At 70.0% G+C, this 21,425-nt stretch carries 17 protein-coding genes, 1 tRNA gene and 3 pseudogenes; 12 read left to right on the top strand and 9 right to left on the bottom strand.

Annotated features, from left to right (window positions below):
* Positions 1-2 precede the first annotated feature (2 nt).
* Together V8690_RS16800 and V8690_RS16795 are read left to right on the top strand one after the other, a co-directional pair.
* Positions 3-533 (top strand): DUF501 domain-containing protein, encoded by a 531-nt coding sequence (locus V8690_RS16800; protein ID WP_338779711.1) that lies wholly within the window; start codon positions 3-5, stop codon positions 531-533.
* Positions 530-1,470 (top strand): annotated as a pseudogene (locus V8690_RS16795) (Ppx/GppA phosphatase family protein). Before V8690_RS16800 ends, V8690_RS16795 begins: the two are co-directional and overlap by 4 nt.
* A gap of 4 nt (positions 1,471-1,474) precedes the next feature.
* On the opposite strand, the gene V8690_RS16790 reads toward V8690_RS16795, so the two are convergent.
* Both V8690_RS16790 and V8690_RS16785 read right to left on the bottom strand, forming a co-directional pair.
* On the bottom strand, positions 1,475-1,744 hold the full coding sequence (locus V8690_RS16790) for a type II toxin-antitoxin system RelE/ParE family toxin (RefSeq protein WP_338779709.1): 270 nt from the start codon (positions 1,742-1,744) through the stop codon (positions 1,475-1,477).
* Positions 1,741-2,013, bottom strand: coding sequence for a type II toxin-antitoxin system Phd/YefM family antitoxin (locus tag V8690_RS16785; RefSeq protein WP_338779707.1), 273 nt, complete (start codon positions 2,011-2,013; stop codon positions 1,741-1,743). The genes V8690_RS16790 and V8690_RS16785 overlap by 4 nt, the downstream gene beginning before the upstream one ends.
* Before the next feature lie 512 nt (positions 2,014-2,525).
* On the opposite strand from V8690_RS16785, the gene V8690_RS16780 reads away from it, so the two are divergent.
* Both V8690_RS16780 and V8690_RS16775 read left to right on the top strand, forming a co-directional pair.
* On the top strand, positions 2,526-4,070 hold the full coding sequence (locus V8690_RS16780) for an NAD(P)/FAD-dependent oxidoreductase (RefSeq protein WP_338779705.1): 1,545 nt from the start codon (positions 2,526-2,528) through the stop codon (positions 4,068-4,070).
* 86 nt (positions 4,071-4,156) lie between these two features.
* The gene (locus V8690_RS16775) at positions 4,157-5,449 is read left to right on the top strand and encodes a cyclopropane-fatty-acyl-phospholipid synthase family protein (protein WP_338779703.1); all 1,293 of its coding nucleotides are present in this window, start codon (positions 4,157-4,159) and stop codon (positions 5,447-5,449) included.
* Between the two features lie 278 nt (positions 5,450-5,727).
* Here V8690_RS16775 and V8690_RS16770 read toward each other — a convergent pair whose 3' ends face one another.
* Positions 5,728-8,256 (bottom strand): ABC transporter permease, encoded by a 2,529-nt coding sequence (locus V8690_RS16770; protein WP_338779702.1) that lies wholly within the window; start codon positions 8,254-8,256, stop codon positions 5,728-5,730.
* Positions 8,257-8,296: 40 nt separating this feature from the next.
* A complete protein-coding gene (locus V8690_RS16765) occupies positions 8,297-9,067 on the bottom strand; it encodes an ABC transporter ATP-binding protein (RefSeq protein ID WP_338779700.1) in 771 nt (256 codons plus the stop codon).
* Between the two features lie 390 nt (positions 9,068-9,457).
* Here V8690_RS16765 and V8690_RS16760 point away from each other — a divergent pair.
* From V8690_RS16760 to V8690_RS16750, 3 genes and pseudogenes are all read left to right on the top strand, one after another.
* Positions 9,458-9,541, top strand: a tRNA-Leu gene (locus V8690_RS16760).
* A gap of 133 nt (positions 9,542-9,674) precedes the next feature.
* Positions 9,675-10,849 (top strand): annotated as a pseudogene (locus V8690_RS16755) (4-hydroxybenzoate 3-monooxygenase).
* A 226-nt stretch (positions 10,850-11,075) separates the two neighbouring features.
* Positions 11,076-11,984: a Bax inhibitor-1/YccA family protein gene (locus V8690_RS16750; protein ID WP_338779698.1), complete on the top strand. Its 909-nt coding sequence runs from the start codon at positions 11,076-11,078 to the stop codon at positions 11,982-11,984.
* Between the two features lie 87 nt (positions 11,985-12,071).
* Here V8690_RS16750 and V8690_RS16745 read toward each other — a convergent pair whose 3' ends face one another.
* Entirely contained in the window at positions 12,072-12,302 is a 231-nt protein-coding gene (locus tag V8690_RS16745; RefSeq protein WP_059424410.1) for a DUF4287 domain-containing protein, read from the bottom strand.
* A gap of 101 nt (positions 12,303-12,403) precedes the next feature.
* Here V8690_RS16745 and V8690_RS16740 point away from each other — a divergent pair, with 101 nt between their 5' ends.
* Positions 12,404-12,715 carry a hypothetical protein gene (locus V8690_RS16740; protein WP_338779695.1) on the top strand — a complete coding sequence of 104 codons (312 nt, stop codon included), beginning with the start codon at positions 12,404-12,406 and terminating at the stop codon, positions 12,713-12,715.
* A 94-nt stretch (positions 12,716-12,809) separates the two neighbouring features.
* Here V8690_RS16740 and V8690_RS16735 read toward each other — a convergent pair whose 3' ends face one another.
* The 3 genes from V8690_RS16735 to V8690_RS16725 form a co-directional block, all read right to left on the bottom strand.
* Positions 12,810-13,592, bottom strand: coding sequence for a hypothetical protein (locus V8690_RS16735; protein WP_338779693.1), 783 nt, complete (start codon positions 13,590-13,592; stop codon positions 12,810-12,812).
* A gap of 273 nt (positions 13,593-13,865) precedes the next feature.
* Positions 13,866-15,083 carry an acetyl-CoA C-acetyltransferase gene (locus V8690_RS16730; protein ID WP_338779692.1) on the bottom strand — a complete coding sequence of 406 codons (1,218 nt, stop codon included), beginning with the start codon at positions 15,081-15,083 and terminating at the stop codon, positions 13,866-13,868.
* 144 nt (positions 15,084-15,227) lie between these two features.
* On the bottom strand, positions 15,228-16,253 hold the full coding sequence (locus V8690_RS16725) for an SGNH/GDSL hydrolase family protein (protein ID WP_338779691.1): 1,026 nt from the start codon (positions 16,251-16,253) through the stop codon (positions 15,228-15,230).
* Positions 16,254-16,410: 157 nt separating this feature from the next.
* Between V8690_RS16725 and V8690_RS16720 the strand changes: the two genes are divergently transcribed.
* Positions 16,411-17,799 (top strand): cystathionine beta-synthase, encoded by a 1,389-nt coding sequence (locus V8690_RS16720; protein WP_338779690.1) that lies wholly within the window; start codon positions 16,411-16,413, stop codon positions 17,797-17,799.
* A 406-nt stretch (positions 17,800-18,205) separates the two neighbouring features.
* Here V8690_RS16720 and V8690_RS16715 read toward each other — a convergent pair whose 3' ends face one another.
* Positions 18,206-18,631 carry a hypothetical protein gene (locus V8690_RS16715; protein ID WP_338785380.1) on the bottom strand — a complete coding sequence of 142 codons (426 nt, stop codon included), beginning with the start codon at positions 18,629-18,631 and terminating at the stop codon, positions 18,206-18,208.
* Between the two features lie 123 nt (positions 18,632-18,754).
* Here V8690_RS16715 and V8690_RS16710 point away from each other — a divergent pair.
* From V8690_RS16710 to V8690_RS16700, 3 genes and pseudogenes are all read left to right on the top strand, one after another.
* Positions 18,755-18,910, top strand: a pseudogene (locus V8690_RS16710) (peptidoglycan bridge formation protein FemAB); the annotation flags it as partial.
* Positions 18,911-19,206: 296 nt separating this feature from the next.
* Positions 19,207-19,341 (top strand): hypothetical protein, encoded by a 135-nt coding sequence (locus V8690_RS16705; protein ID WP_338779689.1) that lies wholly within the window; start codon positions 19,207-19,209, stop codon positions 19,339-19,341.
* 115 nt (positions 19,342-19,456) lie between these two features.
* Positions 19,457-21,382, top strand: a complete 1,926-nt coding sequence (locus V8690_RS16700; protein ID WP_338779688.1) for an ABC transporter ATP-binding protein — start codon at positions 19,457-19,459, stop codon at positions 21,380-21,382.
* The last annotated feature ends 43 nt before the right edge of the window (positions 21,383-21,425 follow it).

Genomic DNA, 21,425 nt, shown 5'->3' with positions numbered 1-21,425 from the left:
TCATGGAAACGCCCCCGCCGACCACCCCGCGCACCGAGCCCACCGACGCGGACGTCGAGGCCTTCAAGCAGCAGCTCGGTCGGCCCCCGCGCGGCCTGCGCGCGATCGCGCACCGCTGCCCGTGCGGACAGCCCGACGTCGTCGAGACGGCACCGCGCCTGCCCGACGGCACGCCCTTCCCGACGCTGTACTACCTGACGTGCCCGAAGGCGAACTCGGCGATCGGCACGCTGGAGGCGAACGGCGTGATGAAGGAGATGACCGAGCGGCTGGCCTCGGACCCGGAGCTGGCGGCGGCGTACCGGGCGGCGCACGAGGACTACATCAGGCGCCGTGACGAGATCGAGGAGCTGAAGAACTTCCCGAGCGCCGGCGGCATGCCGGACCGGGTGAAGTGCCTGCACGTGCTGGTGGCGCACTCGCTGGCCGCGGGGCCCGGGGTGAACCCGCTCGGCGACGAGACCGTCGGGATGCTGCCGGAGTGGTGGCTCAAGGGCCCCTGCGTGACGGCCGCCGAGGAGGACGCCCAGTGACCCGTGTCGCCGCCGTGGACTGCGGTACGAACTCCATCCGGCTCCTGGTCGCCGACGCCGACCCGGCCACCGGCGAGCTGGTCGACCTGGACCGCCGTATGACGATCGTCCGGCTCGGGCAGGGCGTCGACCGCACCGGCCGGCTCGCCCCGAGGCGCTCCAGCGGACCTTCGCGGCCTGCCGCGAGTACGCCGGGATCATCAAGGAGCACGGGGCGGAGCGGCTGCGGTTCGTGGCGACCTCCGCCTCCCGGGACGCCGAGAACCGGGACGAGTTCGTGCGCGGGGTGCTGGACATCCTGGGCGTCGAGCCCGAGGTGATCTCCGGGGACCAGGAGGCCGAGTTCTCCTTCACCGGCGCCACCACGGAGCTCGCCGGGCGCGACCACCTGCCGAAGCCCTACCTCGTCGTGGACATCGGCGGCGGCTCGACCGAGTTCGTCGTCGGTGACGACCACGTCCGTGCGGCACGCTCGGTGGACATCGGCTGTGTCCGCATGACCGAGCGTCACCTGGTCCGGGACGGGGCCGTGACCGACCCGCCGGCCGAGGAGCAGATCGCGGCCATGCGGGCCGACATCGAGGCCGCCCTCGACCTCGCCGAGGAGACGGTCCCGCTGCGCGAGGCCCGCACACTGGTCGGCCTGGCCGGGTCCGTGACGACCGTGTCGGCGATCGCTCAGGAGCTGCCCGAGTACGACTCGGCCGCCATCCACCACTCCCGTGTCTCCCGCGACCGGGTCCGCGAGATCACCGAGTGGCTGCTGCGCTCCACGCACGCCGAGCGCGCGGCCGTGCCTTCCATGCACCCGGGCCGCGTCGACGTGATCGGGGCCGGGGCCCTCGTCCTGCTGTCGATCATGGAGCGGATCGGCGCGGAGGAGGTCGTGGTCAGCGAGCACGACATTCTCGACGGGATCGGATGGTCTTTGGTCTGACCGCCTACATATCGCGGTACACGTCCCGCCGGTCGCCCACCTTGACGACGAGGATGACGAGTTCACCATCGTTGATCTGGTAGGCGACCCGGTAGCTTCCGACCCGGAGCCGGTAAAGCCCGGACGGGCCGGTGAGCTTCCTGACGTCGGCGTCCTCGCGGTACGGGTCGTCACCGAGCGCGGTCAGCGCGGTCAGGATGCGCATGGCGTCGGGCCGACTGATGGCGCGGAGCTGCCGCTGCGCCGCAGTGGTGAACCGGAAGGCGTGCTTCACGCCGTCTCGCCGTCCTGCTCGGTGAAAAGGTCTGCCAGCAGTTCCGCCATTGTCACGGTGGGGCCCCCCTCGGCCAGGACTGCTTCGGCTTCGCGCGCCAGCATGACGTCGGCAGCTTGCTCCAGCGCTTCGAAGTCCGCGATCGGGACTACGGCTGCCACCGGAGCGCCGTTGCGCGTGATGACGGTCGGAACGCCTTCCTCGGCCCGGTTGATGTGGTCGGCGAGGTGCGCGCGGGCTTCCCGTACGGTCACGGTGTTCTCAGCCATGAGGTCAGTGTACGCGTTTGTGTGTACACCTGCCCGGTTCGGGGAGTCGCGTTCGCGAGCGATCCTCGACGGCATCGCCTGTCCGTCGCCTAGGGCGCTTCTGAGCAGGCAAGGATCACGTTTGAGCGGGTCCGAGGGGCGCGCGAGCCCCTCGGGAGCGACCTCCCGGAAAAGTTCGTGAAGTTCTTCACAAGGAATTCGGCACTCCAGGGCGAGGAGAAGGGCCGCGTTGACCCTTCCGGGGGTCCGATGGGCCTTTGAACGTGTTCAGAAGCATGGTATGGGCGCGCCGGGGCAGGGGTCCGCAGGAGGGTCCGGCGGAGGGCTCACAGGGGGGTCGGCGAGCCAGAGAGGCAGCTCACGCGGCATTGACAACGGCTCGCAGTGCACAAAGGAGCCCGGTTGTCACCATGACATGGATCACGCGGGTCGCGGAGGATAACACACACCCTGACGGAGCTTGTGAAGGGGCGCACGAGCCACCCCCCTGAAGCGGGTGGATACTCGATGGCATGAGCACCACGGAGCGTCCCAGGATCCTCGTAGTAGGCGGTGGGTACGTAGGCCTGTACGCAGCTCGGCGCATCCTCAAGAAGATGCGTTACGGAGAGGCGACCGTCACGGTCGTCGACCCCCGGTCGTACATGACCTACCAGCCCTTCCTCCCCGAAGCCGCCGCCGGCAACATCTCCCCGCGCCACGTCGTCGTCCCGCTGCGACGCGTGCTGCCGAAGGCGGAGGTCCTCACCGGCCGGGTCACCACCATCGACCAGGACCGCAAGGTCGCCACGATCGCGCCGCTGGTCGGCGAGGCGTACGAGCTGCCCTTCGACTACCTGGTCGTCGCGCTCGGCGCGGTCTCCCGCACCTTCCCGATCCCCGGCCTCGCCGAGCAGGGCATCGGCATGAAGGGCATCGAGGAGGCCATCGGCCTGCGCAACCACGTCCTCGAGCAGCTCGACAAGGCCGACTCCACCACCGACGAGGAGATCCGCCGCAAGGCGCTCACCTTCGTCTTCGTGGGCGGCGGTTTCGCCGGTGCGGAGACCATCGGCGAGGTCGAGGACATGGCCCGCGACGCGGCGAAGTACTACAAGAACGTGTCCCGTGAGGACATGCGCTTCATCCTGGTCGACGCCGCCGACAAGATCCTCCCCGAGGTCGGTCCCAAGCTCGGCAAGTACGGCAAGGAGCACCTCGAGGGCCGCGGCGTCGAGGTCTACCTGTCCACCTCCATGGACTCCTGCGTCGACGGCCACGTGGTGCTGAAGAACGGCCTCGAAGTCGACTCCAACACGATCGTCTGGACCGCCGGCGTCAAGCCCAACCCGGTCCTCTCCCGCTACGGTCTGCCCCTCGGGCCCCGCGGTCACGTCGACTGCGAGACCACGCTCCAGGTCAAGGGCACCGATTACATCTGGGCCGCGGGCGACAACGCCCAGGTCCCGGACCTCGTCGGCCGCAAGGCGGGCAACGAGAACGCCTGGTGCCCGCCGAACGCCCAGCACGCGCTGCGCCAGGCCCGGGTCCTCGGCGACAACGTCCTGTCCGGCATGCGGGGCTTCCCGCAGAAGGACTACTCCCACGGCAACAAGGGAGCGGTGGCCGGTCTCGGGCTTCACAAGGGCGTCGCGATGATCGTCATGGGCAAGATGAAGATCAAGCTCAAGGGCCGTCTCGCCTGGTACATGCACCGTGGCTACCACGGTCTGGCGATGCCGACCTGGAACCGCAAGATCCGCGTCTTCGCCGACTGGACGCTCGGCATGTTCCTCAAGCGCGAGGTCGTCTCGCTCGGCGCGATCGAGACGCCGCGCGAGGAGTTCTACGAGGCGGCCAAGCCGGCCCGGTCGCCGCCGCGCCGAAGGAGAAGACCGAGGCGAAGGCCAAGGAGAAGACCGAGGCGAAGGCCAAGGAGAAGACCGAGGCGAAGGCCAAGGCCTCCTGACCTCCGGCCCCTTTCCGCCCTGACCGAAGGACCTTCCGCCATCCGTGGTGCGGGAGGTCCTTCGGCGTTCCTCCGGTTCCTTCGGAGTGGTGGTTTTGCCCATCCGTGACGCGTGCCGGGGACTGCGCCGAGGCCCCGCAGGTGTTTACGTGGTGTCGGGACATTCCGGGATTCCCCATCACGGAGGTGTACACCATGGCAGACGCCGCGCCGCGGCTCCAGGGCCTCTTCGCACAGTTGCTGGGAGCACCGCTACCCGTGCGCATCCGCGCCTGGGACGGTTCGCAGGCGGGCCCGCCGGGCGCGCCGGTCCTGGTCGTACGCAACCGCCGCGCCCTGCGCCGCCTGCTGTGGAAGCCGGGCGAACTCGGTCTGGCCCGGGCCTGGGTGGCGGGCGACCTCGACATCGAGGGTGACCTCTACACCACCCTCGACCTGCTGGCCGGCCACATCTGGGAGCGCGGCGAGGACGCCCGCACTCTCGCCCAGGCCCTGCGCGACCCCGAAATCCGCTCCGCCGTCCGCGGGCTCGTCAAGCTCGCCGGGCCCCCGCTGCCGCCCGCCCCGCCCCGCGAGGAGACCCGCAGCCCCCGCCGCCACCTGCACACCAAGCGCAGCGACAGACGCGCCATCAGCCACCACTACGACGTCGGCAACGACTTCTACGAAATCGTCCTCGGCCCGTCCATGGTGTACTCCTGCGCCTACTGGCCCAGCCCCGACAGCACCCTCGAACAGGCCCAGCACGACAAGCTCGAACTGGTCTGCGGCAAGCTCGGCCCGAGCCCCGGTCAGCGGCTGCTCGACGTCGGCTGCGGCTGGGGCTCGATGGCCGTCCACGCCGCCCGCGAGCACGGCGTGAGCGTCGTCGGCATCACGCTCTCCCAGGAGCAGGCCGCGTACGCCCGCAAGCGCGTCGCCGACGAGGGCCTCACCGACAAGGTCGAGATCCGGGTGCAGGACTACCGCGACGTCCGCGACGGGCCCTACGACGCGATCTCCTCCATCGGCATGGCCGAACACGTCGGCGCCGAGCGGTACCTGGAGTACGCCACCCACCTGCACGGGCTCCTCAAGCCCGGCGGGCGGCTCCTCAACCACCAGATCGCCCGCCGCCCCCAGCGGGACGAGACGGCGTACAACGTCGACGCGTTCATCGACTCGTACGTCTTCCCCGACGGTGAGCTCCAGCCCGTCGGCATCACCGTCGCCCAGCTGGAGCGCGCCGGGTTCGAGGTGCGCGACGTGGAGTCGATCCGCGAGCACTACGGCCTGACCCTGCGCCAGTGGGTCGCCCGCCTGGAGGACGGCTGGGAGCGTGCCGTCCGGCTCACCAGCCCCGGCCGGGCCCGAGTCTGGCGCCTGTACATGGCCGCCTCGGCGCTCGCCTTCGAACACAACCGCATCGGCGTCAACCAGGTCCTGGCCGTGCGGACCTCCGAATCGGGCGAGTCGGGCATGCCGCTGCGCGCCCGTACCTGGAACTGAACGCGGAAGGGCCCCGGTTCCTGCCGGCGGGGACCGGGGCCCTTCCGGTGTGGTGGCCGGGAGGGGGAAACCCGAGAGCGTACTCGCGCCCGTTCCCGGGCGAGGAGATCGCGGGCCCAGGGTGACGAACGGGCGACGCGGCCCCCGAACCCCTCTGGTCCGCACACGGCCCCGGCACGCGGCCCGTGTGGCCGGGCTCGTCAGCGCGCCGACCGCACCTGGAACGAGACGCGGAAGGGCCCCTTTCCCACGATGGGAAAGGGGCCCTTCCGCGCCGGCTACTCCGCCTTGATGGCCTCCAGCATGTTCAGCCGGGCCGCCCGCCGGGCCGGCCACAGCGCGGCGAGGACGCCCACCGTCGCGGCCAGCAGCAGGAAGACACCCATCCGCGCCCAGGGCAGGACCAGTTCGTACGTCGCGAGCTTCGTGGCCAGCAGCTCACCGGCCGCCCAGCCGAAGAACACGCCCAGGCCGATGCCCAGCACCGCGCCGAACAGGGAGATCACCAGGGACTCCAGGCGGACCATCCGCTTGATGCCCTTGCGGTCCAGGCCGATCGCCCGCAGCATGCCGATCTCCTGGGAGCGCTCGAAGACCGACATGGCGAGGGTGTTGACGACTCCGAGGACCGCCACGATCACCGCCATGGCGAGCAGGCCGTAGACCATGTTCAGCATCAGCGTGAACATCTGCGCGATCTCGTTGGAGATGTCCTTCTTGTCCTGGACCTTGATGGCCGGGTTGGTGCCGAGGGCCTTCTCCAGCTTGTCCTGGGTCGCGCCGGACGTGCCGCCTGCGGTCTTCACCATGACCTTCATGTTGTACGGGTCCGACACGTGCGGGGCGAGGGTCGCCTGGTCGAGCAGGATGCCGCTCAGGAAGTCGTTGCTCTCGTAGGTCCCGGCGACCGTCAGCCTCTGCTTCTTGCCGTCCTCGTAGGAGACGGTGAAGGCGGAACCCGCCTTCCAGCCGGAGGACTCGGCGGTCTCGCTGTCCACGACGACCCGGGTGCCGCCGACCTCGAAGGAACCGGCGTCGACCTTCGGGCCGGCCAGCTCGCCGATCGCGCCGCCGTTGACGCCGGTCAGGTACTCGGTCCGGCCGTCGATCCGGGATGCCGCGTTGAGCATCGGGCTGGTGGCGGTGACGCCGTCGGTCCGCTCCAGCTTCTTCTCGACGTCCGGCGACAGCGCGTTGCCGTTCGCCATGGACACCACGTAGTCCGCCTTGACCGAGGACGACGCCATCTTCTCGATGGCCTGCTGGAGGCTGCCCGCCATCACCGTCATGCCGGTGATCAGGGTCAGGCCGATCATCAGCGCGGAGGCGGTGGCGGCCGTACGGCGCGGGTTGCGCACCGAGTTCTGCCGGGCCAGCTTGCCGGAGACGCCGAAGGCGCGCAGCACGGGCGCCGCGGCGGCGATCAGCGGGCGGGACAGCAGCGGCGTCAGGATGAACACGCCGATGATCAGCAGCACAGCGCCGAGGCCCATGGGCATCTGGCCGTCCGAGCCGTCCATCGTCGTGGCCACCAGGACCACCGCTATGCCCGCGGCCGAGACCAGGGCGCCCAGCGTGTTGCGCAGCACCAGCGACTTGGTCGTGGCCTTGGCGTGCAGGCTGTTCATGGCCGCCACCGGCGGGATCTTCGCGGCACGGCGGCCCGGCAGCCATGCCGCCAGCATGGTGACCAGGATGCCGACGGCGAGGGCGGCGACGATCGTGGCGGGCCTGATGATCAGCGGCCCGTCGGGCACGGTCCCGCCGAACGAGCCCATCAGCGAGCGCAGTCCGGCCCCGATGCCGATACCCGCGAGCAGCCCGGTCACGGCGGCGACCGCGCCGACCACGAACGCCTCGATGAGCACCGACCGCGTCACCTGCCGGCGTGAGGCGCCGACCGCCCGCATCAGCGCCAGCTCCCTGGTGCGCTGGGCGACCAGCATGGTGAAGGTGTTGGCGATGATGAACGTGCCGACGAACAGGGCGATGCCGGCGAAGACCAGCATGGCCGTCTGCATGCCGCTCATCGACCGGGCGATCGCCTCCGCCTGGTCGTCGGCGAGCTGCTTGCCGGTGGTGGTCTCGACGGTGCCCTTCGGCAGCGCCTTGTCCAGCTCCGCCTTCAGCGCGGCCTGCGTGACGCCCGGCTTCGCCTTGACGTCGATCTGGTCGTACACGCCCGCCTTGCCGAACAGCTTCTGGGCGGTCGCCGTGTCGAACAGGGTGAGGCTGCCGCCGGCCGCGACGTTGCCGTCGTCGGTGGTGAAGACGCCGGTGATCTTCGGGGTCAGGACCGGCCCGTCGACCGACATCCGCACGGTGTCGCCGACTTGGTAGCCGGCGCGCTCGGCCGTCTCGGAGTCGATGAGGATCTCGCCCCGGCCCTTGGGGGCGTGGCCGCTGACGAGCGGGTAGCGGGGGTCCTTGGTGCCCCAGTAGTTGCCGCCCTGCGACTGGAAGCCGTCGCCGATGAGCTTGCCGTCCTTGTCGGCGATGGCGGTGAAGCCCTGCACGACCCCGATGGCGGACGCGGCCCCGGGAACCCGCTCACTCCTCTCGAGGACGGCCTCGGTCAAGTCGTGGTGCTTGCCGGCCTGGTCGCCCTCGGCGTCCTGGTAGCCCGCCGTCATGGCGACGTCGACCTGGTCGAAGCCCTTGGCGGAACTCTTCTGGAAGGCGTCGGAGATGGTGTTGGTGAAGACCAGGGTCCCCGACACGAAAGCCACGCCGAGCATCACGGCGAGGACGGTCATCAGGAGCCGGGCCTTGTGCGCGAGCACATTGCGCAAGGCGGTACGGAACATGGGTTTTCTTCTTCTCAGTCCTGTCGGTCCTGACGGGGAATCAGCTGGTGCGGCCCTTGGCGTCGAACGCCTTCATGCGGTCCAGGACCGACTCGGCCGTCGGCCGGTACATCTCGTCGACGATCCGGCCGTCCGCGAGGAAGATCACCCGATCCGCGTAGGCCGCGGCCACCGGGTCGTGCGTCACCATCACCACCGTCTGGCCCAGTTCGCGCACGGAGTTGCGCAGGAAGCCCAGCACCTCGGCGCCGGAGCGCGAGTCGAGGTTCCCGGTGGGCTCGTCACCGAAGATGATCTCGGGCCGGGAGGCCAGCGCCCGGGCCACGGCGACACGCTGCTGCTGACCGCCCGACAGCTGTGCGGGCCGGTGGCCGAGCCGGTCCGCCAGACCGACCATCGCGATGACGGAGTCCAGCCACTGCTTGTCCGGCTTGCGGCCCGCGATGTCCATCGGGAGGGTGATGTTCTCCAGGGCCGTCAGGGTCGGCAGCAGGTTGAACGCCTGGAAGATGAAGCCGATCTTGTCCCGGCGCAGCTTGGTCAGCTGCTTGTCCTTCAGGGAGCCGAGCTCGGTGTCGCCGATGCGCACCGATCCGGAGGAGAAGGTGTCGAGACCGGCCACGCAGTGCATCAGGGTCGACTTGCCGGAGCCGGAGGGACCCATGATCGCGGTGAACTCGGCCTGCCGGAAGTCGACGGAGACCCGGTCCAGGGCGACCACCTGGGTCTCACCCTGTCCGTAGATCTTCGACAGATCCGTGGCGCGCGCGGCCACGGTGGTGGCCCGGTCGGTGAGCGGTGCGGTGGTCACGGGATGGCACTCCTGTCGGACGGCGGTGTGGGAAGGACTCGTTCCATCGTCCGGGGCCCGCGCCGCCGTGTAGTCACCCGTTGTTCGGGTTCCGAAGGCCGACTTCGGTCGGACCGCGAGGGGCGGTGTCATACCTGGGGAGGAGGAACGCCCCTGAGGGGGCCGGGTGTCGAGAACAGGTGGAGTGCCCTTGTTCAGACGGTGAAATTCCGTCATTCCGCATGCGCCGCCGACGGCCGCACGCAAGGCTATTGGCAAGTGCGGATGGCGCGTTCCGTGTGCTGATGCACCCTCAGACATCAATAAAATAAGACAACATCGGTCCGCCCTTCCGCTGTTCGGGGGACTCGTCCCGATAGTGTCGGAACCTCGATGCGGAGCCCATGGCCTGCCCGGATGGTGGAATGCAGACACGGCGAGCTTAAACCTCGCTGCCCCTTCGCGGGCGTGCCGGTTCGAGTCCGGCTCCGGGCACCTTCCGATCCCTGTGTGGCCCATTGAGAAGTTCGCGGCGTGCCCGTTGACAGCGGCCGCATGCCGTCAGAGACTCACATACTGAAGTGGTGAAGAAAATTTCACCACACGAACGAATGAGAAGGGTCGCCCGATGCGCACCACCGTCGGCATCATCGAGCCGGCCCCGCCGGCCTCCTCCTCGCCCGGCTGCTCCACAACTCCGGCATCGACTCGGTCGTCCTGGAGAGCCGCGACCGCGCCTACGTCGAGCGGCGGCAGCGCGCCGGGATCCTGGAGCAGGGCACCGCGGACGTGCTGCGCGCGGCCGGTGCCGGGGAGCGCATGGACCGCGAGGGGCTGCGCCACGACGGCATCGAACTGCGCTTCGACCGCAGGCGCCACCGCGTCGACTTCCCCGCCCTCACCGGCGGCCGCTCCGTGATGGTCTACGCCCAGACCGAGGTCTGCAAGGACCTCATCGCCCTCCAGCTGGCCGAGGGCGGCCCGCTGCTGTTCGAGGCGGAGGCGCTGGCCGTGGAGGACGCCGGCACCGACGCCCCGCGCGTCCGCTTCCGGCACGAGGGCCGCGAGGACGTCCTGGAGTGCGAGTACGTCGTCGGCTGCGACGGCTTCTGGGGCGTGGCCCGCAAGGCCATCCCGGCCGAACTGACCCAGGTCTTCGAACGGACGTACCCCTTCGGCTGGCTCGGCATCCTCGCCGACGTGCCGCCCTCGCACGACGAGCTGGTCTACGCCCGCCACGACCGCGGCTTCGCCCTCCTCTCCATGCGCTCACCCTCCGTCTCCCGCCTCTACCTTCAGGTGCCCGACGGCACCGACGCCGAGGCGTGGAGCGACGAGGCGCTCTGGGACGAGCTGGAGCGCCGCTTCGAGACCGCCGACGACTGGCGTCTCGAGCGCGGCCCGATCACTCAGAAGTCGGTCACGCCCATGCGCTCCTACGTCCACGAGCCCATGCGCCACGGCCGCCTCTTCCTCGCCGGCGACGCGGCGCACATCGTGCCGCCCACCGGAGCGAAGGGGCTGAATCTCGCCGTCGGCGACGTCGTGACGTTCGCCCGGGCCCTGGATCACCTGAAGAAGACCGGCTCGCCGGAGCTGCTCGACGCCTACTCGGAGACCTGCCTGCGCCGGATCTGGCAGGCCGAGCGGTTATCCTACGACATGACGACCCTCCTGCACCGCGCCCCCGGCGCGACCGGCTTCGAGGACCGGCTCCAGCTCGCCCGGCTGGAACGCATCGCCTCCTGCCGCGCCGCCGAGACCGATCTGGCCGAGGGGTACACGGGCCTCCCGTTCGGGTGACGCTTCGGGTGGCGTAAGGACGGCGTCAGCGGGTGATCTCCGACCGGTTCCGGATGTGTCGCAGCTTGGTGATGAATGACCCCCTCCGATGAGGGGAATCACGAAGCCGCGTAGCGTGTTGCGCAACACGACGAGGGAAAGATCCTCCCCAAGCACTAGGGTCATTCCTTTGCCTACCTATTACTCTTGAGCCAAGGCCACGCAGTGTTGGCCATGGAGGAGTGAAATGAGGAGCAGAAACCCGGTCTTCTCGCGACGGGGGTTCAGCCGCGACAACGGCTACGCGGGCTTCAACACCGCGCCGCAGGCCGGGGGTCCCGCTGTCGCCACCCAGGGCAACCCGTACGCGCAGCCGACGGGCAACCCCTACGCGCAGAACCCGTACGCGCAGAACCCTTACGCCCAGCAGGACGTGCAGTACGGCGCGCCGCCGCAGGCCCCGGCCACCACCGGCCGGATGACCATCGACGACGTCGTCCTGCGCACGGCGAGCACCCTCGGCGTGCTCATCCTCACCGCGGCACTGTCCTGGGCCCTGCTGCCGGTCGACGACGCCAACATCAGCCGTAGCTACGGCATCGGTATCGGCGCCGCGCTGATCGGCATGGTCCTGGCGTTCGTGCAGGCCTTCAAGCGCAAGGCCTCGCCCGCGCTGATCCTGACGTACGCCGCGTTCGAGGGTGTCTTCCTCGGCGTCGTGTCCAACATCGTCGACAGCCGCATCGCCGACGGCGCGGCCATGCAGGCCGTGATCGGCACCATGGCGGTCTTCGCCGGTGTGCTGATCGCCTACAAGGCCGGCTGGATCCGAGTCAACCGCCGCTTCTACGGCTTCGTGATGGCGGCCGCGCTCGGCTTCATCCTGCTGATGATGGTGAACCTGCTGTTCGCGGTGTTCGGCGGCGGTGACGGCCTCGGCTTCCGCAGCGGTGCCCTCGGTGTCGTCTTCGGCGTCATCGGCATCATCCTCGGCGCGTGCTTCCTCGCCCTGGACTTCAAGCAGGTCGAGGACGGCGTCGCCTACGGCGCACCGCGCGAGGAGGCGTGGCTCGCGGCCTTCGGCCTCACGCTGACGCTGGTGTGGATCTACCTGGAGTTCCTGAGGCTCATCTCGATCCTCAACAGCAACGACTAGTCCGACGCGTCGTGCGCGAAGGGCCCCGGCTCCGCCGGGGCCCTTCGTCGTCTGCCGGGCGGCTTCGTCGTCGAGACGTGTCCTCGCCTAGAGCAGTTTGCGCGCGGCCCTCCTCAGGTCGTACTCATGGATGATCGCCTTGGCGTGGCCGTACGCGAGGTTGTGTTCGTGCCGGAGCCAGCTGACCTTTTCCTCGAAGCGGAAGAGTGCCGGGCCTTCTTCGACGGTGCGAAGCCAGTCGGATATCTCACGACCGGTGCAATGGGGGATGCGGGCGAGCATGTTGCGATGGGTCTCTTCGGAGAAGACTTGGGACATCGGCGCCTCCGGACGCTGGGATGTAAGCCGGTCCTTCAGGTCACCGTGCCTGAGTGTTCGCCCGTTGGCAACAGTCCCGGTGCGACGCGTACGCTCGCGGCGTGGTTGATACGACGCCTCTGACCCGTGCGGTGGATCACTTCGCCGATCGTTTGAGGGCTGCGCCCCAGAGCCGGTTGCAGCGGGGCGCTGCCGCTGAGGCTCTCGGGCTCGCCCGGCAGCTCGCTCGTTGGGCCCAGGAGTTGGAGGAGCCGGGCGTGGAGCCTCGGGAGATGCCGGATGCGGGGATGTTCGCGGCGGCAGATCAGATCACCGTTGCCGCGCATGATCTGGCGGTCGTGATTCCCAGTGGTGCCGATGTCGATGACGCGGTGCGGTTGGTTGAGGAGGCGCAGAAGCGGGCGGGGGTGTGACCCGTTTCGTCGGCGGGCGCGGGGCGCGTTGTGCTCGCGCCCGCGCGGCGGAGCCGCATGTCGATACAGCCCCGCGCCCCTTCGGGGCGCTCCCCTAGAGGGACGCGATGACCCTGTCGGCCAGGATGTAGACGTTCTCCTCGCCGCACTCGAACGTCAGGGTGTAGGCGCCCGATACGCCTGAGCCGCCGAGGAGGGTCGGGGTCTCGCCCGCGCGCAGGGCTGCGGCGAGGCGCTCTGAGGTTTCCCGGTGGCCCGGGGTCATGCACAGGGTCGTGCCGTCGGCGAAGACGTAGACGTCGAGGGTGCCCAGCGGGCCCGGGCGGACGTCCGTCAGTTCCACGCGCGAGGCGGCCAGCTCCTCCAGCGTGGCGACCGTGCGCTCGTGGTCGTTCACGACCGGCGACTGCGTCGGCACGAAGTCCGGGTGTGAGGGGTGACGGCGACGGGCCGCGGCCAGCTCCGGGGACTCAGCGGCCGGCTCCTCGGTGTCCGCGCCGGGCTCGGACACCGGCTCCAGACCCGCGAAATCGGCCTGCCGGGGCAGGAACAGGTCGACGTCCGGCAGGCCCAGCAGGGGTGGCATGTCGGAGGCGTCACGGGCCTCCTGGGCGGCCCAGAACGCCCGCGCCTCGGCGAGCTCCCGCTCGCGTTCCTCCGCGAGCGCCGCCGCCACGGCGGCCCGTATCTCGTCGGTGTCGGCGGGCGTGCGGGCGGCGGGCAGCAGTGCACGGGTGGTGGCGGCGCGGCTCTCGGCCAGCGCGGTGTGCAGGGCCGCGACCTGTCGGCGCAGTTGCAGCACGGTGCGCAGGACGGCGACACCCACGGCGCCCGTGGCGGCCGTGGTGACCAGCAACGCGATCGGCATGGCGCTCACTGACGTACTCCCGGTTCAAAGTCGACCCCCGACTTCCTACATCAGCTTGAAGGGCGGACTAACCAGCTGTCAGTGCGTAACGTCACGAAACGGACAGGGCTTCGGTGTCGGGGGAGAGGGTGGGGCTGCTGTGACCTGGGCGTCTCCCCGTGTAGAGGGAGATAGGTCACATCCTGGGGGAGATTGGATCACAAAACGGCCCAGAACCCTGGGGTTTCCGGGGTTCTGGGCCGGGGCCTCACAGCGCGTGCTATGGCGGCTACGGTGCGGTGCTCAGCTGAGGCGCTCGATGACCATGGCCATGCCCTGGCCGCCGCCGACGCACATCGTCTCCAGGCCGAACTGCTTGTCGTGGAACTGGAGCGAGTTGATGAGCGTGGTGGTGATGCGGGCGCCGGTCATGCCGAAGGGGTGGCCGACGGCGATGGCGCCGCCGTTGACGTTCAGCTTCTCCAGCGGGATGCCCAGGTCGCGGTAGGAGGGGATCACCTGGGCGGCGAACGCCTCGTTGATCTCGACCAGGTCGATGTCGTCGATGGTCAGCCCGGCCCGCTTCAGGGCCTGGTTGCTCGCCTCGACCGGGCCGAGGCCCATGATCTCGGGCGAGAGGCCGGAGACGCCGGTCGACACGATGCGGGCGAGCGGGGTGAGGCCCAGCTCGCGGGCCTTGGTGTCGGACATGATCACGAGCGCGGCGGCGCCGTCGTTCAGCGGGCAGCAGTTGCCGGCCGTGACCAGGCCGTCGGGGCGGAAGACCGGCTTGAGGCCCTGGACGCCCTCCAGGGTGACGCCGGCGCGGGGGCCGTCGTCCTTGGAGACGACCGTGCCGTCGGGGAGGGTCACCGGGGTGATCTCGCGCTCCCAGAAGCCGTTCTTGATGGCCTCTTCGGCGAGGTTCTGCGAGCGGACGCCGAACTCGTCCATGTCCTGGCGGGTGATGCCCTTGGCGCGGGCCAGGTTCTCGGCGGTCTGGCCCATCGCGATGTACGGGTCGGGCAGCAGGCCGTCCTCGCGCGGGTCGTGCCAGGTGGAGCCCTCGGACTGGGCGACCTCGGCGGTGCGGGCCTCGGCCTCGGCGAAGAGGGGGTTGTGCGTGCCGGGCATGTCCGAGCTGCCGTTGGCGTACCGGGAGACCATCTCGACGCCGGCCGAGATGAAGACGTCGCCCTCGCCCGCCTTGATGGCGTGCAGGGCCATGCGGGAGGTCTGGAGGGAGGAGGAGCAGTACCGGGTGATGGTGCAGCCCGGCAGGTGGTCCATCCCCATGTGTACGGCGACGATGCGGCCGAGGTTGTGGCCCTGCTCGCCGCCGGGCAGGCCGCAGCCGAGCATCAGGTCGTCGATGTCCTTCGGGTCCAGCTCGGGGACCTTGGCCAGGGCGGCCTGGACGATCGTGGCGGTGAGGTCGTCCGGGCGGAGGTCCTTGAGGGAGCCCTTGACGGCGCGGCCGATGGGGGAGCGGGCGGCTGAGACGATCACGGCTTCGGGCATCACGGCTCCATTGACGTACCGGGTGGTCTGGCTGGGCTGTCTGGGAAGTTACCCGTACGTATGGTCTGGGTCACGGGTGTGGCGGTGTGACCCTGACCGCAGTTTTCTAAGCGCTTGCTTTTCCAGGGTGCTCCCGGACTTCCCTCACTTGGAGGGTGTGACAGGGGCCGGTTCCTGCTCGGGTACCCGCCGGCGTCGCCGACGCTTCAGCAGGGCCCACGGGCCCCGTGGCCCGCTCGGCATCGCGGCCGCGACCTCCGTTCCCGCCTCCGACGCGGCCTCCGCCGCCGCCCGGGCCACCGGCAGGAACCCCTCGCGGCGGGAGGCGTCCGGGCGCTCCTCCTCGGCCGGCCACAGGCCGAGGGAGGCGCAGACGGTCGGCAGGACCGCCATCGCCGCCGTCGCGTAGCCCTCGGCGGAGGGGTGGTAGTTGTCCGGGCCGAACAGCTCGCGCGGGTTCGCGGCGAACTCGGGGCCGAGCAGGTCGCCCAGGGACACGGTGCGGCCGCCCTGTTCGACGACTCCGATCGTCTGGGCGGCCGCCAGCTGGCGGGAGGCCCGTCGGGCCAGCCAGCGCAAGGGTTGCTGGACCGGCTCGATCGTGCCCAGGTCGGGGCAGGTGCCGACCACGACCTCCGCGCCCGCCGTGCGCAGCCGCCGTACGGCCGAGGACAGGTGGCGGACCGAGCGGGTCGGGGGCATGCGGTGGGTGACGTCGTTCGCGCCGACCATGATCACGCAGATGTCGGGCACCGGGTCGGCATCGGCCAGCACCAGGGCCACCTGGCGGTCCAGGTCGTCCGAGCGGGCCCCGGGCGTCGCCACCGTGCGCAGCTCCACCGGGCGTTCCGCCAGTGCCGCGAGGCCCGAGGCCAGCAGCGCCCCCGGGGTCTGCCCGGCCCGGTGCACGCCCTGGCCGGCGGCCGTGGAGTCGCCCAGCATCGTCAGCCGCAGCGGTACGTCGGTGGGGACGGTGTACGTACGGCCGTACAGCCCGTCCGCGTTCGGCACATGAGGAGACGTGCCGTTGCCCACCCGGCGCCGCGCCAGCTGCACCTCCGCCAGCAGCAGCCCCACGGCGGCCGCCCCGGCCAGCCCGATCCCGCCACCGCCGTACGCCGCGCCCGCCGCGATACGCCGGGCCACCCGCGCCCTCGACATGCTCGTCATGCGCCGCCGCCACCTCCTCGAACCCGTACACCCAGTGCTTGCCCCGTACAGACCGTCGCCCAATCTCGACAGCGAGTGAACGACCGTCACGGATGACCGGCAGGGCCTAGGCTGGCGGCACCAACTACGACCACTTCTGCGGCAACCGGAGACAACGGTGCAGTTCCACGACTCGATGATCAGTCTCGTCGGCAACACCCCGCTGGTGAGGCTCAACAGCGTGACCAAGGGCATCAGGGCGACCGTCCTGGCCAAGGTGGAGTACTTCAACCCCGGCGGTTCCGTGAAGGACCGCATCGCCCTGCGCATGATCGAGGCGGCCGAGGAGAGCGGCGCGCTCAAGCCGGGCGGCACCATCGTCGAGCCGACCAGTGGGAACACCGGGGTGGGCCTCGCCATCGTGGCGCAGCAGAAGGGGTACAAGTGCATCTTCGTGTGCCCTGACAAGGTGAGCACCGACAAGATCAACGTGCTGCGCGCGTACGGCGCCGAGGTCGTCGTCTGCCCGACCGCCGTGGACCCCGAGCACCCGGACTCCTACTACAACGTCTCCGACCGGCTGGTCCGTGAGACGCCCGGCGCCTGGAAGCCCGACCAGTACTCCAACCCGAACAACCCCCTCTCCCACTACCACTCCACCGGCCCCGAGCTGTGGGAGCAGACGGAGGGGAGGATCACCCACTTCGTGGCGGGCGTGGGCACCGGCGGCACCATCTCCGGGACCGGCCGCTATCTGAAGGAGATCAGCGACGGCAAGGTGAAGGTCATCGGCGCCGACCCCGAAGGGTCCGTCTACTCCGGCGGTTCCGGGCGGCCGTACCTCGTCGAGGGTGTCGGTGAGGACTTCTGGCCGACCGCCTACGACCGGACCGTCGCGGACGAGATCGTGGCCGTGTCCGACAAGGACTCCTTCCAGATGACCCGCCGCCTGGCCAAGGAGGAGGGCCTGCTGGTGGGCGGCTCCTGCGGGATGGCGGTCGTCGCCGCCCTGGAGGTCGCCGAGCGGCTCGGCCCGGACGACGTCGTCGTGGTCCTGCTGCCGGACAGCGGCCGCGGCTACCTCAGCAAGATCTTCAACGACGAGTGGATGGCCGACTACGGCTTCCTGGAGGACGCGGGCCCCAGCGCCCGCGTCGCCGACGTCCTGAACGACAAGGAGGGCGACCGCATGCCCTCCCTCGTCCACATGCACCCGGACGAGACGGTCGGCCAGGCCATCGAGGTGCTGCGCGAGTACGGCGTCTCCCAGATGCCGGTCGTCAAGCCGGGCGCGGGCCACCCCGACGTGATGGCCGCCGAGGTCGTCGGCTCGGTCGTGGAACGCGAGCTGCTGGACGCGCTGTTCAGCAAGAGCGCCTCGCTCGACGACCCGCTGGAGAAGCACATGTCCGGCCCGCTGCCCCAGGTCGGCTCCGGCGAACCCGTCGCCGACCTGATGGCCGTCCTCGGCAAGGCGGACGCGGCGATCGTCCTCGTCGAGGGCAAGCCGACCGGTGTGGTCAGCCGGCAGGACCTGCTGTCCTTCCTCGCCCGGTCCGCGAAGTGACGGCGAACGTCCGGTGAACTGCCCGCGAACTCGGTGCACTTGCCGTTCGTCCGCGATCTTCGTGGACTTCGCGGAAGTGGTACGAGCGCGACACGTTCGCGCAGCACCCGCTTAACACGGGTCCTGCACATTAGTGGGTGTCGGCAGGGCGGGAGCGGCTCCCCGCCCCGGCCGGCGCCGTTGGCGTCAAGGACCTCCGGAGCGGCTCCCGGACCTCCACCGACGTCACAGACGCGCAAGCCCGGCCTGACCAGGCCCGCGTCTTACGCGGGGACCGCCGTCGTCCCGCCCCCCGGTCACGGGGGTGCGGCGGTCCCCGCGCATTTCTTTGTACGGGTGTCAGCCGGCCCGGCTCGTCATCCAACTCCCGCGACCGGGTGCCGGAGCTGCAACGGCGTGTGCCCGCTCAGTCCTCCCAGTCACTGTTCTGGGAGGACTTGCGGCGGCCGCCGAACAGGCCCGGGTTGGTGCGGGCGGCCTGTACGACGTTGACGCCGACGATGCCCGCCCAGGCGGTGAGCAGGCCGGGCAGATGGGCCACGCCCCCGCCGATCGCGGACAGCGGCACCGCGAGGACGAGGGAGACGATCCCGAAGCCGAAGCGCTCGCCCCAGGAGTCCGTGGCCCCCGGCGACCGGGAGTCCCGGGCCGTCTGCATCTGCTGCTCGGCGAGCTGCCGGCGCACCCGGCGCTCCACCGCGCCGTCGATCCGCTGGTCGACCTTCTCCAGGAACGAGTCGACCAGCGCGGACTCGTACTCCTCGCCCAGCTCCCTGCGCGCGTGCAGGGTGGCGTCGAGTTCCTTCTTCAGGTCGGTGTCCCGCGCGTCCATTCCGGTCATGTCATTCACGGTAGGAAGCCGGGGCGCCGGCCGCACTGGGGTTAGCCCCCCTGTCCGGGCTGGGGCTGCCGGGCGGATGGCGGCGCGGGGGAGAAGCGGCCGCTGTGAATGAGAGTCGACGACCTGCGCGGCATCACCGACACGCTGAAGGAGTCCCACCATCGGCCGGGACTGCTGCGCTGCGAGGTCGGCACGGGCGGCGAGGCCGTCGAGTACCGAGGGCGGGACTTCCCGCTCGGCCCGCTGCTGGACCGGGCGCCGGGCCGCTGACCGCCCCGTCGCCGAGGAGGCGACTTCAAAGCTGCTTCTCAGCTTTCTTCAGCCTGCTCTCAGGTTCATAAGAAGATTCTCAGGTTCAGCCGCCTCGCTCAGCAATCACCAAGGTATTCACAGCGCTTGTTTGCCGTCACATCGCCGACTTTGCCATTCCTTGGGATCGGAGCCGTGTAAGTTCTTCGGTGTCGGGCGGCGGGGATATCCCGGGTGACGATCCGGAACGAAATCCCCGTCCGTATCCGTAGAGAATTCTCGCGCCATCAGTACTGCACCACTCTCAAGGAGTCGGAATGAGCCTCAAGAAGCTCGCCCCGCTGCCCCCGAAGGCCAAGCTGAAGCAGCTGCCGCCCCAGCCGAAGCCGAAGCCCAAGAAGAAGCACCCCAAGCCGCTGGCGCCCAAGCCCATCCCGGGCGGCGACAACTGAGTGAGCGGTGAGAGGGTCGACGGAATTCCGTCGGCCCTCTTTTCAGTGAAATCGGGCCTCGCGTTTTTCGTGAACCTGTCGCGTCCTTGCCGGAGGCGGGCGGAGGGGAATAGTCGTGCAAGAAGAAGCGCATTCCTGGTCGGGCGGCGACGAGGACGACGAATTCGAATACGGGGAAACCCCCACCATTCCGGCTCGCGCCGCCTTCCGCCGCTTCTGGCCGCTGACGAAGGGGCTCAGGCGGTGGCTGGTGGTCGTCTGGGTGTGCACGGTGCTCGCCGCACTCGCAGAGACCGAGGCCATCCTCGTCTTCAGCGACCTCACCGACAACGCGTTGCGGAAGGGCTCGCTGTCCGCGTTCTGGGGCCCGGCCGTGAAGTGGCTGGGCGTGGCAATCGCCGGCGCGGCCGTCGCGTACGCCGGGAACTCCCTGGCCGCGTGGGTGGCCGAGCGCTTCGTGATACGGCTGCGCGAGCAGGTCTTCGACCACGTACAGCGGTTGCCGCCGCACTTCTTCCAACGGCACCGGCAGGGCGACCTGCTGTCCCGCCTGACCAGTGACGTCGAGGCCATCGAGACGATGGTCGTGTCCGGGCTGGTGGGCGCGGCCTCGGCCGTCTTCAGCGCCCTCTTCTACGCGGCCGCCGCCTTCTGGCTGCGCTGGGACCTGGCCGCCGCAACCTTCGTCCTCGCGCCCCTGTTCTGGCTGGCGGCGCGCCGCTTCTCCGGCTCCATCAAGGACGTCTCGCGCGCGGGCCGGGTCGCTGACGGCGCGATCACCTCCGTCGTGGAGGAGTCGCTCGGCAACATCGTCCTCACCCAGGCCTACGACCGCCGGGACGCCGAGCGGCGGCGGCTTCGGGAGGAGGCGAACGCCTGGTTCCGCGCCTCCGTGCGCTCCACGCGCCTGAACGAGGCGTACGAGCAACTGGTGCAGGTCATCGAGACGGTGTGCGTGCTGGCGGTGATCGGCATCGGTGCCTGGGAGATCTCCGCGGGCCGCATGACGCTGGGCCAGCTCCTCGCCTTCGCCGCCTTCCTAGGCTACCTCTATCCGCCGGTGCGGGGCCTGGCCCAGCTGGGGCTGACCGTCACGGCGGCCACGGCCGGCGCCGAGCGGCTGATCGAGATCCTGGACGTGCCGCCCGCGGTGACCGACCCCCGGCATCCCGCGCAGACCGGCCGCCCCGACGGCCTGATCGAGGTGCGGGAGGTGTCCTTCCGCTACCCCGGCGCCGACGCCCCGGCCCTGCAGGGGCTGTCCTTCACGGTCCATCCGGGCGAGCTGGTGATCGTCACCGGACCCAGCGGCGCGGGCAAGTCCACCGTCACCAAGCTCCTGCTCCGCTTCTACGACTCCGACGCGGGCGACGTCCTGCTGGACGGCGTACCCCTGCGGCACTTCCCGCTGGCGCGGCTGCGCGAGTACGTGACGCTGCTGCCTCAGGAGACGCTCGTCCTGCACGACACCGTCCGCGCGAACATCGCCTGCGGCCGTCCGGGCGCCAGCGATCAGGCCCTGATCGAGGCGGCGAAGGCGGCCGACGCGCACGAGTTCATCATGCGGCTGCCCGAGGGATACGACACGAAGGTCGACCCCAACTCGGCCCGCCTGTCCGGCGGCCAGCTGCAACGCCTCGCCATCGCCCGCGCCATCCTGCGCGACTCCCCGGTCCTGGTCCTCGACGAGCCGACGACCGGCCTGGACGCGATGGCCGCCCGCCGGGTCGTCAAGCCCCTGCGCCGACTCATGGCCGGCCGTACGACCATCATGATCACCCACGATCTCAACCTCGCCCCCGACGCCGACCGCATCCTCGTCGTCGACCGCGGCCGCATCGTGGAGACGGGGCGCCACGACGAACTGCTGGCGTGGGGCGGGGCATACGCACGGCTGCACCGCTCGCAGAACAGCGTGGTGACGGACACGGGGGAGCTGCGGATGCCGTTGTTCGCGCACACAGTCCAGGAAGCCCCCACCGCACTGCCCGACGGCCGTCCCCTCTTCCGTGACGAGGTGTCCTGGCGGGGAGGGATCTGACCTTAAAGAGATCCCGGCAACCGGAGGTTCGGTTGCCGGGATC

The organism is Streptomyces sp. DG1A-41, assembly GCF_037055355.1.
GTDB lineage: Bacteria > Actinomycetota > Actinomycetes > Streptomycetales > Streptomycetaceae > Streptomyces.
The sequence above is the reverse complement of the archived record's forward strand: the minus strand, read 5'-3'. Positions and strand labels throughout refer to the sequence as shown.

What these genes read in the sequence shown, in the direction of transcription:
- V8690_RS16800 (WP_338779711.1), top strand. Translation starts at nt 3, where the DNA reads ATGGAAACGCCCCCGCCGACCACCCCGCGCACCGAGCCCACCGACGCG.
- V8690_RS16745 (WP_059424410.1), bottom strand. Translation starts at nt 12,302, where the DNA reads ATGTCCCAAGTCTTCTCCGAAGAGACCCATCGCAACATGCTCGCCCGC.
- V8690_RS16770 (WP_338779702.1), bottom strand. Translation starts at nt 8,256, where the DNA reads ATGTTCCGTACCGCCTTGCGCAATGTGCTCGCGCACAAGGCCCGGCTC.
- V8690_RS16785 (WP_338779707.1), bottom strand. Translation starts at nt 2,013, where the DNA reads ATGGCTGAGAACACCGTGACCGTACGGGAAGCCCGCGCGCACCTCGCC.
- V8690_RS16780 (WP_338779705.1), top strand. Translation starts at nt 2,526, where the DNA reads ATGAGCACCACGGAGCGTCCCAGGATCCTCGTAGTAGGCGGTGGGTAC.
- V8690_RS16705 (WP_338779689.1), top strand. Translation starts at nt 19,207, where the DNA reads ATGAGCCTCAAGAAGCTCGCCCCGCTGCCCCCGAAGGCCAAGCTGAAG.
- V8690_RS16715 (WP_338785380.1), bottom strand. Translation starts at nt 18,631, where the DNA reads ATGGACGCGCGGGACACCGACCTGAAGAAGGAACTCGACGCCACCCTG.
- V8690_RS16730 (WP_338779692.1), bottom strand. Translation starts at nt 15,083, where the DNA reads ATGCCCGAAGCCGTGATCGTCTCAGCCGCCCGCTCCCCCATCGGCCGC.
- V8690_RS16725 (WP_338779691.1), bottom strand. Translation starts at nt 16,253, where the DNA reads ATGACGAGCATGTCGAGGGCGCGGGTGGCCCGGCGTATCGCGGCGGGC.
- V8690_RS16750 (WP_338779698.1), top strand. Translation starts at nt 11,076, where the DNA reads ATGAGGAGCAGAAACCCGGTCTTCTCGCGACGGGGGTTCAGCCGCGAC.
- V8690_RS16775 (WP_338779703.1), top strand. Translation starts at nt 4,157, where the DNA reads ATGGCAGACGCCGCGCCGCGGCTCCAGGGCCTCTTCGCACAGTTGCTG.